Origin of the sequence: Rhizobium favelukesii (assembly GCF_000577275.2) — a bacterium.
GTDB classification, from domain to species: domain Bacteria; phylum Pseudomonadota; class Alphaproteobacteria; order Rhizobiales; family Rhizobiaceae; genus Rhizobium; species Rhizobium favelukesii.
In genome coordinates this window covers 2,911,130-2,927,460 of record NZ_HG916852.1, presented here as the reverse complement: position 1 = coordinate 2,927,460, position 16,331 = coordinate 2,911,130, and the positions used below count along the sequence as shown (strand labels likewise).

Genomic DNA, 16,331 nt, shown 5'->3' with positions numbered 1-16,331 from the left:
CTTCAGGCGAGGCCGTCTCGGCCTCCTTGGAGATAATCGGCGGCATGGCCAATGTGGTGGCCATGCCGCCGGGGCTATGGATGGCCGCGTGCTCCTGAAGATCCTGAAATCATCGCGCTGATCGCTGCGGCAACTGCGGCCGGCATCGGATTGCCAAGGCCGATCTGGCGCGACGATCCGACCCCGGGAGATGTCCGTCATCGCATCCTCGTCCTCAGCAATCCGATCCACAGCGACATCGCCGTGCCGGTTGACGCCGACACTCTTGCGCGGTTCGGCTTCCTTCGTGACGGCGCGCTTGATCTGGACGACCCGAACCTTGGCTACATCATCCTCGGATGGGCAGGCCGGTCGTTCTATTCGGAAACGCCGACCTGGGCAGACCTGAAGGCGATGCCGGTCTTCAAGTGCTTCAGCCCCGACAATTCCGTGATGCATGTTTCGCTGGCCGGCGACATTCCGCTCGATCACCCGAGCGTCGTGGCAGTCGATGTCGGCGCGGAGGGATACCGGCGCCTGCTCGGGTTGGTTCTCGGCAGTTTCGCGAAGCAGGTCGACAAGCCGATGCCGCTGGCGGGATTCTCCTATGGCGAGAACGATGCCTTCTTTGAAGCCGAGGGCTATTTCAATGCCTTCCTGGGGTGCAACACCTGGACTGCCACGGCGTTGCGTCAGGCCGGTCTCGTTTCCGGGTGGTGGACGGCGCTGCCATGGATGCTCAGAGCTTCCCTGTGGCTCCACAATGATCAGGCCGCATTTGCTCATGAAGCCGTCTCCGACAATCTGCCGTGAACTGCGATCTTGCGCGGCTGCCGCCTTGGCGGCGCGGACGATTTTGTGCCGCCCACGCTCCTCGCCTCGCATCGGCTTGACAGTGTGCAGTTCGGACACCAGCGACGAGAGCCGGCAGGTTCTGATTGACATCCTGCAACAAATCAGAACATTTCGGGAACGATGAATGAGGAATAACGTCGTGGCCAATGCTGAGAAATTTATCGTGCTCCCGTACCGTAAGAACCGGGGCAATCTGGTGCCGGGCGAGATGCGCCAGGCATCGAATGCCATCAGCGCGGAGAAGATTGCCACCTCCATGGCCTCGCGTTTCGTCGGCGTCGCGGCCTATGCCGTGATGGTCGATGAAGAGACCGGCGATATGTCGTCGCCGCGGCTCATTGTCCGGCACGGTGACATCGCCGATATCAACCCCTGATAACCTCGACCCATGATGGAAACCTCGCTCTACCTGCCGGTGAAAAGCTTTCTGGAGGCTGCGGGCTATGTCGTCAAAGGCGAGATCGGCGGATGCGATCTCGTCGGCTTGAGCGAGGGTGAGCCGCCCGTCGTCGTGGTGTGTGAGCTGAAGCTCAGCTTCAATCTGGAGCTTGTCCTACAGGCGGTCGATCGGGCTGTGATGAGTGATGAAGTGTGGATTGCGGCTCGCGTTTCGGCCAAGGGACGAGGCCGCGAGGCGGACAAGCGCTATCGCGATCTTTGCCGTCGGCTGGGGATCGGCATGCTCGGCGTTTCCGATACCGGACAAGTCAGCGTCATCGTCAGTTCCGTCTCGCCGATGCCGCGCACCAATCCGAAGCGCCGGTCGCGGCTCGTCAAGGAACATCAGCACCGACGCGGCGATCCGGCCGTCGGCGGCGGCTCGCGTGCGCCGATCATGACGGCCTATCGCCAGCGGGCGCTCATCTGCGCCGCAGTACTCAATCAAGGGCTCGTGCGGCCGCGCGACATGAAGGCGCTGGCACCGGATGCGGGGAAGATCCTGCTCGGCAATGTGTATGGCTGGTTCGAACGGCGGGAGAAGGGTGTCTATGCCCTGACGCCAGCCGGCGAAGCGGCACTCCTCCGTTGGCCGCAATCAATCAGTTTCACAGCCGAAAGTGCGGCAGTATCGACGTCCTCAAGCCCGGCCGAGAGTACTTAGCGACCGAGGTCGCGCCCGGCATTCGCGTCGACCGGTCAGGATCGCCGTTTGCGACGGCGACCCGTCGAGATCTTTCTTGCGGATCCTGTTTGACAAAATGGGTATCATCACACATATGAGCCGCATGGGCCGCCTGTGCGATTTTCGCGCGGGCGGTTTTGCGTTTGAATGGGCTGGTTTCTGCAATTCATTCGCATCCGCACCGATGTCTGCGCAGGGGATGAAGATGAACGAAAAGGGCAGTCTTACGGTTCGGCGGCTGGCGCTCTGGGGTATCCCGATGTCGCTCGGCGTCATGGGCTTGAAGATGGTCGCATGGTGGGTGACAGGCTCGGTGGCGTTGCTGTCGGACGGGCTGGAATCGACGGTGAACGTCGTTGCCGCCTTCGTCGCCTTCTTCGTCATCCGCTATGCGCAGAAACCGGCCGACCACGATCATCCCTTCGGCCATCACAAGGCGGAATATTTTTCGGCGGTGACCGAGGGCGCACTGATCGTCGTGGCGGCGTTGCTGATCGTCAATGAGGCGATCGGGCATCTCTCCGATCCGCGGATGCTGGATGCGCCGGCCCTCGGCCTGGCGATCAACTTTGTCGCCGGCGTGATCAATGCCGTCTGGGCGCAACTCCTGATCAAGACCGGACGCAAGTACCGATCGGCGGCGCTGACGGCGGATGGTCAGCACATCATGTCCGACGTCGTCACCTCCGTCGGCGTTCTCGCCGGCCTGCTGCTGGCGCTGGCCACCGGTTATGCGATCTTCGACCCAGTGCTCGCCATTCTGGTCGCCATCAACATTCTCTACCAGGGCTTCAAGGTGATCTGGCATTCGATCGGCGGCCTGATGGATCAGGCGGTCACACCCGATGAGGAAGAGGCGATTATGCAGGCGATCGCCACGCACGCCACGGGCTCCATCGGCGTGCACGACCTGAAGACGCGCCGCGCCGGCACTGTCACCTTCGTCGATTTTCACCTTGTCGTGCCGGCCGCCCTGTCTGTAAGGCAGGCGCACGATATCTGCGACCGCCTTGAAGATGCCATCCGTGCAGCGCATCCGGGCTCCAGCATCGCCATTCACGTTGAGCCTGAGGGTGAAAAAGCCCATGGCATCCGCGTCAAAGTCATCAAGGAGGCTTGAATGCCCACCACAGACGTGTCCAACCTGTCCATGCTGGGCAGCCAGACAGAATCTCCGAAATCACCCGAGGAAGCGGTGCTGGAGAGGGTGCCGTCGAGCCACGCCGGCACCGACTATGTCGTCCGCTTCACTGCGCCGGAGTTCACGTCGCTTTGCCCGATGACGGGGCAGCCCGATTTCGCCCACATCGTGATCGACTACATTCCGAACGACTGGCTGGTGGAATCGAAGTCGCTGAAGCTGTTCCTGCATGCCTTCCGCAACCACGGCGCTTTCCACGAGGATTGCTCGATCTATATCGCCAAGCGGCTGGTCGAGCTGCTCGATCCGAAGTGGCTCAGGATCGGCGCCTACTGGTATCCGCGCGGTGGCATTCCGATCGACGTGTTCTGGCAGACCGGCAAGCCGCCGGAGAACGTGTGGCTGCCCGACCAGGGCGTCGCGACCTATCGCGGTCGCGGCTGAGGCGTTCGTTTGACCAACACAGCACCGTTATCCCGCCGCCAACGGACGGCGGCTGGGTTGATTTGACTGGGAGTCCCGGAATTCAAACCTTGTCGTGGTCGGGCGCGAGTGTGAACTTGGCGCGATCCATATGGATTTGGCGCTTCTCGCTTCGAAAATGGGCGGCTCGCATAAGATTGCGCGCCTTCACGAGCTCGAGACGCAAGCGCATGAAATGCTTGCGCAGCTTGCTCTTTGGCCTGAATGCATCGTCTTCGGATGTCCGAAGGAAGGGCGCCGCCCTGACCGTGCTGTCGCCGATAAAACGCAGCTGGACGACCGGAGCGGGTTCGATCTGAAGGGCCGTCACCCACGATCGATGCCAGAAATGCGCGTCGACCAGCGCATACGTCCTCGTATCCTCAAGCATTCTGGTGGCTGCTCGCGGGCCGATGACATAGCCAGCCAGGCCGAGCCGATTTTGAAAGACGCGCGTGGCCTTGTGGCCCGTGCGATCATCTATCCAAAGCGGCGACTTTGCCACGATATGGGGCTGAGGGACGAACTCCAGATCGTAGACGCAATTCCAATCGTCATCTCGGTCGCGGATCGTCGTTATCACGTCGCCAATATCACTCGAAAGGACGGCATCGTCTTCCAGTATGATTGTCTTTTCGTTTCGCTCTACGACGGCGTTCCATGCCATTCTATGCGAGGTGAAGCAGGCTATGTCCTGGCGAAGCGTCGGACTTGGCCAGTTGTTCGCGGCTCCCTGGCAGTCTTCAGGCGATAGGTCGCTTGCTTCAAACGCATCAAGAAAACGATACTCCAATCCAAGTCTCGCCATCTGTTGAGACTGAAAATGCCTTCTCTCGTGCTCTGACCTGCGACTGATAATAAGGATATTCACTACGCTCTTGCCTGCTGCACCGTCATAACGCTTCCGACCTTATCGAGAACTCCGCCTCTCTCGTCAAGGTTGATCTGTCGGTTGCTGATATACGTCCGAGAACGGATGGGAGCATCGTCGTGCGCCGCGACCGACAGACTGGCACCAAGCGAAGGCAACCAGACCGCCTCAGACGTTGAAGCTGTCGTCATTGCCGACGTCGGATTGATCGTTGTCGGCAGAGGCGTCATCGTTGGTGTCGTAGTCTGCCTGTTGCAGACCGGCAGCGTCGTTGTCGTCGCTTTTATCGTTACTTGTGGTGTTGTCAGCTGCCTGCTGCTTGTCCCCGTCGTTGCTGAAGTAGTTGTTGATGACGGTCTCTTCGGTCGGCGCGTTGCCGAAGGGATTGTTGCCGGCAAGCGGTGAACCCCAGCCAAGCGACGACATGTGGCTCCCGAAGATCCCGCTCAGCGAGTTGGCAAGCAGCATGCCACCTGCGACGCCTGCCGCGGTGCCGAGCGCTCCCTGCAGGAAGCTGCCGCCTGCGGAGGGCGCCGCCGCCTGCGGGCTCCAGGGCCCGGTCGGTTGCTGTGGCATGGCGCGCGGGGCAGTGTCGAAGCCGCGATCCTGCTGGATCTGCTGGCGCGGGGCGCTTCCCCATGGGCCTCCTGAGGAAGGCGGGGGGGACGCCGGCTGCTGCGGGCTCTGGCTGCTGCCGAAGATCGAGCTCAAGAAGCCGCCGCCCTGTTCAGCCTTGTGATATTCGCTCTGGTCGGCTTCGAGCAGACGAATGCGCTCTTCCAACTGCTTGATGTGATTGGCCGCCGCTTCGAGGCCCTTTTCCTGCACGATCACAGCCTGCGCCAGATAATAGGTGGCATACGGTTGCTCGCGCGTTCCCTGATCGATCAGCGCTTCGGCGTCATGGTCACGCGGCGTTGCCGATGCGGTGCGGACGCGCTCGAAAAGGGCGGTCAACAATTGGCGTTCTTCAGGTGACATGGCCGGTCTCCTCTGTTGCTGGCGATTTGCGCTAGGGATGACGTAGGAACGGATTTCGACTTTTCAAAGCCGCGCCAAGTTACATTTCGGTAAGCCGCCGGGCTGCCTAACCATATCTTCATCCGTTCCGTGGCTTGTCTTTTTCCCGCATTGTTTTACGCATGGAGTCGCACTATGTGCGGGGAACCCGAATTCGACGTAAGAGAGGTTCGAATGTACGAAGAAGAAGAACAGGACGACAAGACGAAGGAACTGCCGCTCGGCAAGGAAACGGAGGCGAACCTTTTCAAGTCGCGTTCGATCTTCATCTACGGGCCGATCACGCAGGAACTCGCGCAGAAGGTCTGCACGCAGCTTGTGGCGCTTTCCGCGGCCAATGACGAGGACATTCGCATCTATGTCAACTCGCCTGGCGGTCATGTCGAATCCGGCGATTCGATCCATGACATGATCAAGTTCATCAAGCCGAAGGTCTGGATGATCGGAACGGGCTGGGTCGCATCGGCGGGCGCGCTGATCTTTGTCGCGGCGCCGAAGGAACAGCGCATTTGCCTGCCGAACACGCGCTTCCTGTTGCACCAACCCTCCGGCGGCACGCGCGGCATGGCATCCGACATTGAAATCCAGGCTCGCGAGATCATCAAGATGAACGAGCGTCTGAACAAGATCATGTCCGAGGCCACCGGCCAGCCTTACGAGAAGATCGCTGCCGATACCGACCGCGACTACTGGCTGTCTGCGGAAGAAGCCAAGGCTTACGGCCTCGTTTCTCGCATTGTAACGTCGCAGTCCGAGATCTGATTTCGTGCTATGAGAAGCGCCCTTGCTTGCTGGATGGCGGGTGAGGGCGTTTTTTTGTTTCCCGAGCCGAGGTGAGCGGGGTTTCCACATGCCCGATCTACACTATGAGCATCCGCGTCTGGCAGCCCTTTATGATCTTGCCTGCGGTTGGTCGGAGGATCGCGATTTCTATCTCTCGCTGGCGGACGGCGGGCCGAATCAATTCTCGATCTTGGCTGCGGCACCGGGCTGATCTGCGATGCCTACGCGGCAGGTGGCCATGACGTGACCGGCGCCGATCCTTCAGCACGGATGCTCGAAATCGCTAGACGCAAACCGAATGGCTGCGGCATCGAATGGGTAGAGTGTTACTCGCAGGACTTTCGATCTGAAAAACGCTTCGATCTGATCATCATGACCGGCCATGCCTTTCAGGTATTGCTCGATGAGAACGCCATCCTCGCAACCCTTGCCGTCATGCGCGAGCATCTGGCGGATGGCGGCCGGATCGTCTTTGAGACTCGCAATCCCGCAATAGACTGGAAAGCACGTTGGGACGGCGGTGTGTTCGAGGTCATTCACGACGGGCTTGTCGTTCGCAAGACGCGCGACGTGGTCTCTTACGGGGAAGGGCGGGCCCATTTCGAAACCCGCTATCATTTCCCCGAAGAGACGCTTGTCTCAAAAAGCGAGCTGCTGTTTCTGTCGCGCAACGATATCGAGCGGCACCTGCAGGCGTCCGGGCTGCGCGCCGACGCCGTTTACGGCGATTGGGACCGCCAGCCTTTCGACGAGCGAAACGCCGAGGAGATGATCTTCGTCGTCCGGCGCGCGTCGTAACTCAGGAGGCAAGGTCCACTGTCAAGCGACCGCGGGCCGCCAGGCGATGACGCCTTCCGTGCGTGCGCGGACATCCGGCGACGCCAGGCAGGTTGCGACCGCCTCATAACCCGGCGCCCCCGGATAGGGATGCACGGTCATCGGTGGGTTATGGTTGGCCGGACAAAAGATGATTGCTTCATTCGGTGTCACCGCGCTGAGATCCAGGATCATCTTCGAACGCGTCAGCATGAAAAGAGTGCGCGCGGTTGCGGGACGATTGCGTAGGTAAGAAATCAAGGCTTCCTGCGTGGCCTGATCCAATCCCTGCTCGATCATGTCGATGATGAGCATTCCCTGGTGCTGCCCCTCCAACTCGGCGAGAAGCGCGATCAAGGCGAGTGAGGCGGTGGCGCCCTCATCGATAAGCCAGTCGAGGGCTTGCAGGAAGCGCGCCTTCGATGCCGGATCGATATCCAATCGCGCATCGATATCGGCGCTCGTCGCGGCGGCGCGATCGAGCCCCAGGAAGCGGGCATCCGGCAACGCGTCAGCAATGGCATGGGCGAGCCGCGTCTTGCCGCTTCCAAGCGGACCGATGATGTAGTTCAGAGCCTTGACGTCTCGCAGTTCAAAACGTTCACCGCCCCATGGCCAAGGCAGTTCAAAGACTGCAAGAACCGGAGACGTTGGCATGATCGAGGCCAGTTGGGCAGGGGACGGGGCGTGGCCCGCGGCGATGGCCCTGCGGAACGTCGCGACGCGGCCGATCGTTTCGATGAGCCGTTGCACACCGTTTTCGAGCGATGCCTGGTGCAAGGCGAGTCCGTGTTCGAGGCCGCCGCGATCACCCTTCAGAACCTGCGCAATCTGTGTGAGGCTGAGGCCGAGTGCACGAAATCCCACAATCTCGCCAGCGCGGGCCATCTCATCCGGCCCGTATGCGCGCCAGCCGGAAGATGTGCGCAGGGGGTCGACGAGGCCGCGTTGCTCATAGATCCGCAGCGCCTTGATGGAGATACCTAGCCGCGCTGCCGCCTCGGACGGGCTCAAAAAGTGTGCGGAATGATCCACGACTCACCTCGTTGCTTGTTTGTCGCCCTGCTTATCGGGGCAGCCCCAGGGGACAGGTCAACAGTATTTCGAATATTGGGAGCGTCTCTTTTGCAAGACGGCTCGATGGTGCAGGGGAACGGAACTTGGCCGTCGCGGGCTTGTGTTCTTTCCACGTCTAATGCTCCATGCGGCAGTTGCATTCAGTTCGAGTCCCGCCATGCTTAAAGACTTCTCCGTGCAAACCCTGTTCATGGGCGTTCTCACCACTTTCGTGGGATTTGCCAGCTCCTTCGCGGTCGTGCTGCATGGCCTGCAGAGTGTCGGCGCGACGGATGCGCAGGCCGCGTCGGGCCTTATGGCGCTGTCGATCTCGCTGGGGCTTTGCGCGATCGTGCTCAGCACCGTGACGCGTGTGCCCATCAGTATCGCATGGTCCACTCCGGGTGGGGCGCTCCTTGCAAGTACCGGTGTGGTCGAAGGTGGGTTCAATGCGGCGGTCGGAGCGTTTCTTATCTGCGCGTTGCTGATCGTTATTGCCGGCCTGTTCAAGCCGCTCGGCCGGGCAGTCGCGGCTATTCCCGCGCCTCTTGCCAATGCGATGCTCGCTGGTGTGCTGATCGGGTTGTGCTTTGCGCCGGTCAGGGCGATCGGCTTCAACCCGCTACTTGGCTTGCCGATCGTACTGGCGTGGATCGTCGTCGGCGCGTTCAAGCGGCTCTGGGCGGTGCCGGCGGCTCTAGCGGCTTTCGTCCTGGTGGTAGCCTTCGGCGTGGACATTCCCCAAGGGGCGCTCGGTTCGATCGAACAGGCGCTGCGGCCCCCTGTCGCGTTCGTGGCTCCTGTCTTCAATCTGCCGGCTTTCATTTCCATCGCCCTGCCGCTCTTCATCGTGACTATGGCGTCGCAGAACATTCCCGGCATTGCGGTCTTGAAGGTGAATGGCTATGCGCCAAAGCCCGGGCCACTCTTTTCCGTGACCGGCCTGTTCTCGATACTGTCGGCGCCGTTTGGAGGCCATGCGGTGAACCTTGCTGCGATTACCGCGGCGATGTGCGCTGGCCAGGACGCGCATCCCGATCCGGCGCGGCGCTACTGGGCGGTCCTGGTCTCAGGCATCTCCTATGTCATTCTCGGGCTGCTTGCCGGCGCAGTGACGACCTTCGTGGCGCTCGCGCCGCCGATCCTGATCCAGGCCGTGGCCGGGCTGGCGCTGGTCGGCGCCTTCTCGGGTTCGGCCATGGCCGCCTTCCAGGCGCCGGAATCGCGGGAGGCGGCAGCCATCACGTTTCTGGTGACCGCATCCGGTGTCTCCTTCGCCGGTATCTCCGGCGCATTCTGGGGATTGCTCGGCGGAGGGCTGATGCTGGCATTGTCACGTCTTGTGCAAGCGGCGAAAAAATAGGCGGAGGGATTGCCAGTTTTTTGTAGCCCGGCTATAAGCGCGACCATGAAGAGCACGGGCATCATGATTTCTGAGCAGATTGCACGCGGGCGCATCGCGCTCCGCGACAATACGCGCGCCCTTACCTCGCTTCTTCTCCTCGGCCTTACGCGCGGTTGCCGGGTCCATTGAGGAGCGCCCGGCGGCCGAAAGCCCGCCCAGGCCATCGCTCCTCGTGACCAATCCCGAAAGCTGATCAACCGGATTGCATTCGCACCGGATTCGTCATCGCCAAGCCAGACCCGATACGTTATGACGCGGCTGGCCAGATGACGGGAAGAGGAAGAAAAGACATGGACACGAACACCGGCTCCCAGACCAAAGGCATGCCCGACGCGGCGATCAAGTACCGCCCTTATCCGCAGGTGAACATCCCGGACCGCACATGGCCGTCCAAGACGCTGACCAAGGCGCCGATCTGGTGTTCGGTTGACTTGCGCGACGGCAACCAGGCGCTGGTCGACCCGATGGGCCACGACCGCAAGGCCCGGATGTTTCAACTGCTGCTCGACATGGGTTTCAAGGAAATCGAGATCGGTTTCCCGTCGGCGTCGCAGACCGATTTCGACTTCGCGCGCTGGTGCGTGGAGCAGGGCAACGTGCCGGACGACGTATCGCTGCAGGTGCTGGTGCAGTGCCGTCCGGAGCTGATCACCCGCACCTTTGAGGCGCTGGAAGGCGCGAACCGTCCGATCGTTCACTTCTACAATTCGACCAGCGAATTGCAGCGTCGTGTCGTGTTCGCCAAGGACGTCCAGGGCATCAAGCAGATCGCAGTCGATGCTGCGAAGATGATCTCCGACATGGCGGCGAAGGCCGGCGGCGGCTATCGTTTCGAATATTCGCCTGAGAGCTTCACCGGCACCGAACTCGACGTGGCTTTAGACATCTGCAACGCCGTCATCGAGGTGATGAAGCCGACGCCTGACAACAAGCTGATCATCAACCTGCCGTCCACCGTCGAAATGGCGACTCCAAACGTCTATGCCGACCAGATCGAGTGGATGTGCCGCAATCTCGACAATCGCGAGAACCTGATCATTTCGTTGCATCCGCACAACGACCGCGGCACCGGTATCGCCGCTGCCGAGTTGGCACTGCTGGCGGGTGCAGACCGTGTCGAGGGCACGCTGTTCGGCAATGGCGAGCGCACCGGCAACGTCGATGTCGTCACCATGGCGCTGAACATGTTCACGCAGGGCGTCGACCCGCAGATCGACTGCTCCAATATCGTTCGCATGAAGGAAGTGTTCGAGTATTCGAACCAGATGCCGATCGGCGAGCGCCACCCTTATGTCGGCGAACTGGTCTATACCGCCTTCTCCGGCTCCCACCAGGATGCGATCAACAAGGGTATGAAGGCGATCAAGGTCGCCAATCACCCGGTCTGGGAAGTGCCCTACCTGCCGATCGATCCGCAGGATGTCGGCCGTTCCTACGAGGCGATCATCCGCATCAACTCGCAGTCCGGCAAGGGCGGCATCGCCTATATCCTGCAGCAGGACTACGGGCTCAACCTGCCGCGCAACCTGCAGGTGGAATTCCGCGAGGACATCCAGCGGATCACCGACGAAGAGGGCAAGGAGCTGCCGTCACGGAAGATTTATGACCGCTTTATCGAGCGCTACGTGACCCAGCCCAAGGGCCGCATCAAGTTCGTCGACCACCACACCTATGCCGATCCGGAGCACAAGGGGCAGCGCATCGTCGCTGCCGAGATTACCGACAATGGTGAGACGAAGCGCATCGAAGGCAGGGGCAACGGCCCGGTCGACGGCTTCATCAATGCACTCTCGCACTATCTCGGCATCGAAATGTCGGTCGAGGACTATTCGGAGCATTCGTTGCAGCACGGCTCTAATGCTGCCGCCATCTCCTACGTCGAGACCTCCTATCCGGGCGGCAAGCTTTTCGGCGCTGGCATCAGCACCAACATCGTCGGCGCGTCGCTGGAAGCGATCGTGTCGGCGGCGAACCGCGTGCTCGAGGTCAAGGTCGGAAAGGCCTGACAAGATCTGCGCAGCGGTCTCCTCCGCTGCGCCTCTTTCCGGGAACTTGCTGAGAATAGGGCGCACCGGTCGCTACCTAGCGCCACGTGTGGCCGGTTGCCTAAACCGTCTCAGATCGACGTGGCGACCTGCATCGCGAGCTGGCCGAGCGAGGCTTCCGACGATGGGCCGACGAGCACATAGGACGTACCGGCATTGTGCCAGGCGACCACACCGATCTCGTCCTTGATCGTTTCCTTGAAATCGTCGGCCTCGGAGGGCAAGTTGTCCTTGCGGAAGCAGATGGAAGCAAGGTCGCCATCGGAGCTCGTGTAGACGAGCTGACCGACCGGCCGGCCGGCGCCGATGAAGATCCGTGCGCCCTGGAAGGTCCAGCCCTGATCTGACAGGTCTGGCACGCGGAACGCAACGCCGACCGTTGAGGTCAGCCAGGTGGAAATTTCCTCCGCCTGTGTCGACGGCACTTCGAAAATATGACGCGGCTGGCGGGCGATCAGACGTTGGTTGGCGATGACGTCTGTCAACCACTCGCTCGAATCCGAGGCGGCTTCGATCGTTGTCGGCTGCGCCGACTGCACGGTGCTGGTGCTGCCGGCGGCGAAATAACCGATGCCGCACCCGGCAACGAACAGGATGATTGCCGCGGCAAGAGCCTGCGGACCGGTCGGCGCAAGCTTCAGCGAAGGCCGCGAAAGGCGTGCAGCAACCGGAGCCTTCGGCGGCTGTACGCTCTTGATCGACCGAACGAGCGCAAGGGGAACGGGCTCCTTGAGAATATCGTCGAAACGGTGCTTCCCGAAGTCCGCACCGTGCCGCAGCTTGTCGTAGAGCCGCTTGGCGCCTTCGTCGGTTGCCAAGCGCTGCTCGAGCTCCTGCTTCTGTTCTGGCGTCGCCTCACCGTCCAGCAGGGCGGTCAGCTGAGCATCGAGCGGCAGTTTCTTGAAATCGAGCAATTCAGTACCTGTGAGGATCATTGTCCGCGACGCTGGCGAAGTGCAGTTTCGCCGCCGCGAGTTGTGAGACGACGATGTTGACGGCAACACCCATAATGTCGGCCGTCTGTTGATAGCTGCGCCCCTCGACGACGACCAGCAGAAACGCGCTGGAGGTGCCTTCTGGCATCTCGGAAACCATGCGGTGGATGACATCGGGATCGATGAGCGAGGCGCGGTCGCGGCTCGCCTCACGGATATCGGTCACATTGGTCTTAGTAGAGGTATGAGCCTTGCGACGACGATGGTCATCGCTCCATTGCTGGCGGGCGAGGGTGTAAACCCAGCTTTCCAGACGGCCTTCGCCGTTCCACTGGTTGCTTTTGGCGATGGCGCGCTGACAAGCCGCCTGCACGAGCTCGTCGGCGCTCGCTGCGTCACCTGCAAGGGTCATCGCGAAACGCCGCAGCCGGGGCAGAAGGCCCACCAGATCGCGTCTGATATCGATGGTCGTCACGGGTTGACGCATGGTCTTTCCAAGTAGTGCATGGGCGTTCGGGCAGAACGCCCAGCAGGAAATCGATTTATATCGCTTCTGTGTCCTTTATGAAACAAGTACCTGATACTTCGCAAGCATCCGGCGGCGTATCCCACGGGTTCTCAAAGCTTTTCTTCGCTGGCACCAGTGCGGCAAACCTCAATACGTGCGGTAGCCGTTTAATGTTTTCAGTAGCGAGCGGTAGGCCCATGTCTGCTCGCCGCCCCGATCCCATCTCGACGAGCTGGACGCGCGCTCCCTGCACATCACCCTGTTCCACCAAAGCTTGTCCCATGTATGACCGTGCCAGAACATAGTTCTCGTCGGCCTGCAGCGCCTTGCGGTAATACGACATCCCCAGTTCCATTCTGCCCGCCTTGCGGTTGGCGTAGCCGAGGTAGTTCAGGATGCGCGCATCGTTCTGGTTCCTGGCAAGGAGAAGCACGGTCAGGGCGTTGTCGAATTGGCCGGCATAGGCGAATTCGCGGGCTGCCTTGTAGAGGTCGTCGTCGTTGAACGAGCTCTTCTTCGCAACCACGCACTCCTTGCGCTTTGCGTCCCAGATCTTGCCGTCGGTGCATTTCGTCGTCGTCTCGGTCTTTGGCGGCGGCTTCGTTTCGTCGCTCTCGTCGCCAATGGCAAAGGCTGCGGAAGAGACGGCGACGGCAAGGGAACCGGCCAACGCCAGGCCGCGAAGGCTAAAGGATGCCACGTGCATGCAACGCTCCGTGAATGGATGGGTCCAGAGATAACGAGTGTACGTGGCGATCGCCAATTGCCAAGGCCGCGGATGCCTTCCGAATTCAAGATATCGTCATTTTGAGTTTCCGAGTGAGCTCGGCGACAAGATGATTCCAAAAATGGCGCTAAGCCTTGAAAATATCTGCACTTTCGCTGCCCATGCTGTCGCCCATGGAGTTGATGCTGAAGCGCTCGCCGGTCAGTTCCCACGCGCCGGGAGAGCCATCGATCGTGAAGAGATTGTAGGCGGCGCGAGGTTTCAGCCCTCCAGGCCCTTGCGATGCCGAGGCGATGCCGACCACGGGGACGGGACCAGTCTGGCCGCGCAGCCAGTGGAGCGTGTTCAAATGAGTATGGCCGTGGAGCACCAGTTCTGCGCCGCCGGTGGAGATCACGGCACCGAAGCGGCGGATGCCGATCATCCGCTTGTAGAAGGACGTTGCGCCACGAATGGGCGGATGATGGATCATCACGACCCGAAACAGGCCGGCCTCGCCAGCGGCACGCAGCATGTTCACGGTATCACGGGCCTGGCGTTCACCGAAGAAGCCGCTGGCGGCGAAAGGGGGCGTTGCGACCGCAGTCGAGCAGCCGACGATGGCGACCTTGCCGCGAACGCGGAGGTAGGGAAAAACGTGGCGGTCTTCCTGCCACTCAGCCGGTGCAAGATCACCGCGCACATTGTCATACCAGGCACGCACCGACTTTTCGTAGGCACCGGGGACGTAGGCATCATGGTTTCCGGGTACGACGGAATTGTCTGCGGGGTCGCCGAGTTCTTTCAGCCATGCGGCGGCGGCGCGGATCTCCAAGCCGCTCGCGAGGTTCACCAGGTCGCCGGTGACCGCCAGATGATCGGCTTGCTTCGCGCGTATGTCATCGAGCAACAGATCCAGCGTGCTGCCGAAAAGGTGCTTGCGCCTGTTGCGATGCCAGTTCACAAAGCCGGTAATGCGTTTGGAGAAGAGCTCGCGGACGGAAAGGCGAGGGAGGGGGCCGAGATGGATATCGGAGATGTGCGCGAGCTTGAACATGCGACGACACATAGCCCAGTAACTCTGCAATTCAAACACATCTGCTTGAACGGATTAATGGAATTGGAAAAAGCGTGATCGGTACCATCCGCCCCTGGCAGTCGCGATTCCTGATGCGTATCGTGCATGTCTATTTCGCGATCGCGCGCGGAATGACGATGGGCGTGCGGGCGGCCTGCTTCGATTCGGCGGGCCGCATCTTTCTCGTGCGGCACAGCTACGTGCCCGGCTGGCATATGCCCGGCGGCGGGCTTGAGCGCAATGAGACTGCCGAGGAGGCGCTGATCAAGGAACTTCGTGAGGAGGGGAACCTGCGTATTCTCGGTCGCCCGCAGCTGTTTCACATCTATTTCAACACGGCCGCCAGCCGACGCGACCATGTTCTCTTCTATAAGACACAGGTGGAGCAGACCGCACCGCGCCCAGCGGACAGGGAAATCGTCGAGTGCGGCTTCTTCGCGATCGATGATCTGCCGTCTGGCACCACTGACGCGACGCGTCGTCGCCTGGCTGAACTGGCGGGCGAGCGGGAGCCCGCCCACGTCTGGTAGAGCCCAGGGCTAGGCCGCTGCCAGTCGGGCACGGCCATGCGGGCGATCGAGATCGAGCGCCGGGCCGATAGGCACAATGCCGGTCGGATTGATCGTCTTGTGGCTGCGATAGTAGTGGTCCTTGATATGGCGGAAATTCACCGTCTCCTTGACGCCCGCCGTCTGATAGAGGTCGCGCAGGTAGGCCGACAGATTGGGGTAGTCGTCGATGCGGCGGATGTTGCACTTGAAGTGACCGACATAGACGGCATCGAAGCGAACCAATGTCGTGAACAGCCGCCAATCGGCCTCGGTCAGCCGATCGCCGAAGAGATAACGACCCTTGGAAAGACGGTCTTCGAGCATATCAAGCGTTTCGAAAAGCCTGACGACATTCTCCCCGTAGGCGTCCTGCGTCGTGGCGAAGCCCGCCTTGTAGACGCCGTTGTTGACGGTATCGTAGACGACGGTATTGACGTCATCGATGTCGGCGCGCAGATCCTGCGGATAAAAATCAACAGTTGAGCCGGTCAGATGATCAAAGGCGCTGTTGAACATCCTGATGATCTCGGAAGACTCGTTGTTGACGATTGTGTTGGCCTTCTTGTCCCACAGGACCGGCACCGTCACGCGGCCGGAATAGTGCGGATCGGCCTTCACGTAGATTTCCGATAGCGTCTTGGCGCCGAAGAGATGGTCGCCGGTGGCGCCGTCACCGATCTTGAACTCCCAGCCATGCGACAGCATGAGGGGATCAACGATGGAAACGGTGATGAGATCATCGAGTTTCTTGAGTTTGCGAAAGATCAGCGTGCGGTGCGCCCAAGGGCACGCCAGCGAAACGTAAAGGTGGTAGCGGTCGGCTTCGGCCTTGAAACCGCCTGCACCGGAAGGGCCAGGGGCTCCATCCGCCGTAATCCAGTTTCGAAACTGCGAAGCGGCGCGCTTGAAGTGCCCCTTGGTTTCTTTTGTATCGTACCAGACGTCATGCCAGACGCCGTCAACCAGCATGCCCATGTTGTAATCCTTCAGATTATCC

The 16,331-nt window shown here is 60.9% G+C and carries 18 protein-coding genes and 1 pseudogene; 11 read left to right on the top strand and 8 right to left on the bottom strand.

Going from position 1 to position 16,331, the window contains the following annotated elements; genetic code table 11:
• Nucleotides 1-51: 51 nt before the first annotated feature.
• From LPU83_RS53065 to queF, 5 genes are all read left to right on the top strand, one after another.
• Nucleotides 52-792 carry a TIGR02117 family protein gene (locus tag LPU83_RS53065; protein WP_024313921.1) on the top strand — a complete coding sequence of 247 codons (741 nt, stop codon included), beginning with the start codon at nt 52-54 and terminating at the stop codon, nt 790-792.
• 181 nt (nt 793-973) lie between these two features.
• Entirely contained in the window at nt 974-1,210 is a 237-nt protein-coding gene (locus tag LPU83_RS53060) for a hypothetical protein (RefSeq protein WP_024313920.1), read from the top strand.
• Nucleotides 1,211-1,225: 15 nt separating this feature from the next.
• Nucleotides 1,226-1,936 (top strand): DUF2161 domain-containing phosphodiesterase, encoded by a 711-nt coding sequence (locus LPU83_RS53055; RefSeq protein WP_024313919.1) that lies wholly within the window; start codon nt 1,226-1,228, stop codon nt 1,934-1,936.
• 226 nt (nt 1,937-2,162) lie between these two features.
• Nucleotides 2,163-3,077: a CDF family cation efflux transporter EmfA gene (gene emfA, locus LPU83_RS53050; RefSeq protein WP_024313918.1), complete on the top strand. Its 915-nt coding sequence runs from the start codon at nt 2,163-2,165 to the stop codon at nt 3,075-3,077.
• Nucleotides 3,078-3,542 (top strand): preQ(1) synthase, encoded by a 465-nt coding sequence (gene queF, locus LPU83_RS53045; protein WP_024313917.1) that lies wholly within the window; start codon nt 3,078-3,080, stop codon nt 3,540-3,542.
• 82 nt (nt 3,543-3,624) lie between these two features.
• Here the strand turns inward: queF and LPU83_RS53040 are convergent, their stop codons facing one another.
• Together LPU83_RS53040 and LPU83_RS53035 are read right to left on the bottom strand one after the other, a co-directional pair.
• Nucleotides 3,625-4,431 carry a glycosyltransferase family 25 protein gene (locus tag LPU83_RS53040; protein WP_024313916.1) on the bottom strand — a complete coding sequence of 269 codons (807 nt, stop codon included), beginning with the start codon at nt 4,429-4,431 and terminating at the stop codon, nt 3,625-3,627.
• A 168-nt stretch (nt 4,432-4,599) separates the two neighbouring features.
• Nucleotides 4,600-5,412 carry a DUF2076 domain-containing protein gene (locus LPU83_RS53035; RefSeq protein WP_024313915.1) on the bottom strand — a complete coding sequence of 271 codons (813 nt, stop codon included), beginning with the start codon at nt 5,410-5,412 and terminating at the stop codon, nt 4,600-4,602.
• A 213-nt stretch (nt 5,413-5,625) separates the two neighbouring features.
• Here LPU83_RS53035 and LPU83_RS53030 point away from each other — a divergent pair, with 213 nt between their 5' ends.
• The 3 genes from LPU83_RS53030 to LPU83_RS53025 all read left to right on the top strand — a co-directional run bounded on the left by LPU83_RS53030 (nt 5,626) and on the right by LPU83_RS53025 (nt 7,032).
• Nucleotides 5,626-6,213 (top strand): ATP-dependent Clp protease proteolytic subunit, encoded by a 588-nt coding sequence (locus tag LPU83_RS53030; RefSeq protein WP_024313914.1) that lies wholly within the window; start codon nt 5,626-5,628, stop codon nt 6,211-6,213.
• An 88-nt stretch (nt 6,214-6,301) separates the two neighbouring features.
• Entirely contained in the window at nt 6,302-6,445 is a 144-nt protein-coding gene (locus tag LPU83_RS74185; RefSeq protein ID WP_231052309.1) for a hypothetical protein, read from the top strand.
• Nucleotides 6,415-7,032 carry a class I SAM-dependent methyltransferase gene (locus LPU83_RS53025; RefSeq protein ID WP_244656146.1) on the top strand — a complete coding sequence of 206 codons (618 nt, stop codon included), beginning with the start codon at nt 6,415-6,417 and terminating at the stop codon, nt 7,030-7,032. The genes LPU83_RS74185 and LPU83_RS53025 overlap by 31 nt, the downstream gene beginning before the upstream one ends.
• A 21-nt stretch (nt 7,033-7,053) precedes the next feature.
• Here LPU83_RS53025 and LPU83_RS53020 read toward each other — a convergent pair whose 3' ends face one another.
• Nucleotides 7,054-8,085, bottom strand: a complete 1,032-nt coding sequence (locus LPU83_RS53020) for a MerR family transcriptional regulator (RefSeq protein WP_024313913.1) — start codon at nt 8,083-8,085, stop codon at nt 7,054-7,056.
• 199 nt (nt 8,086-8,284) lie between these two features.
• Between LPU83_RS53020 and LPU83_RS53015 the strand changes: the two genes are divergently transcribed.
• Nucleotides 8,285-9,469, top strand: coding sequence for a benzoate/H(+) symporter BenE family transporter (locus LPU83_RS53015; RefSeq protein WP_024313912.1), 1,185 nt, complete (start codon nt 8,285-8,287; stop codon nt 9,467-9,469).
• Nucleotides 9,470-9,801: 332 nt separating this feature from the next.
• Complete coding sequence (gene leuA / locus LPU83_RS53005) at nt 9,802-11,517, top strand: 2-isopropylmalate synthase (protein ID WP_024313911.1); 1,716 nt, start codon at nt 9,802-9,804, stop codon at nt 11,515-11,517.
• A 110-nt stretch (nt 11,518-11,627) separates the two neighbouring features.
• Here leuA and LPU83_RS53000 read toward each other — a convergent pair whose 3' ends face one another.
• From LPU83_RS53000 to LPU83_RS52985, 4 genes and pseudogenes are all read right to left on the bottom strand, one after another.
• Entirely contained in the window at nt 11,628-12,470 is an 843-nt protein-coding gene (locus LPU83_RS53000; RefSeq protein ID WP_024313910.1) for an anti-sigma factor family protein, read from the bottom strand.
• Between the two features lies 1 nt (nt 12,471).
• Nucleotides 12,472-12,978, bottom strand: coding sequence for an RNA polymerase sigma factor (locus LPU83_RS52995; protein WP_024313909.1), 507 nt, complete (start codon nt 12,976-12,978; stop codon nt 12,472-12,474).
• Nucleotides 12,979-13,146: 168 nt separating this feature from the next.
• Nucleotides 13,147-13,705: pseudogene (locus tag LPU83_RS52990) on the bottom strand (hypothetical protein).
• Nucleotides 13,706-13,853: 148 nt separating this feature from the next.
• Nucleotides 13,854-14,762 (bottom strand): metallophosphoesterase family protein, encoded by a 909-nt coding sequence (locus LPU83_RS52985; RefSeq protein ID WP_024313908.1) that lies wholly within the window; start codon nt 14,760-14,762, stop codon nt 13,854-13,856.
• A gap of 113 nt (nt 14,763-14,875) precedes the next feature.
• Between LPU83_RS52985 and LPU83_RS52980 the strand changes: the two genes are divergently transcribed.
• On the top strand, nt 14,876-15,313 hold the full coding sequence (locus LPU83_RS52980) for an NUDIX domain-containing protein (RefSeq protein WP_051166637.1): 438 nt from the start codon (nt 14,876-14,878) through the stop codon (nt 15,311-15,313).
• Between the two features lie 9 nt (nt 15,314-15,322).
• Here the strand turns inward: LPU83_RS52980 and LPU83_RS52975 are convergent, their stop codons facing one another.
• On the bottom strand, nt 15,323-16,309 hold the full coding sequence (locus LPU83_RS52975) for a glutathione S-transferase family protein (RefSeq protein ID WP_024313906.1): 987 nt from the start codon (nt 16,307-16,309) through the stop codon (nt 15,323-15,325).
• Between the last annotated feature and the right edge of the window lie 22 nt (nt 16,310-16,331).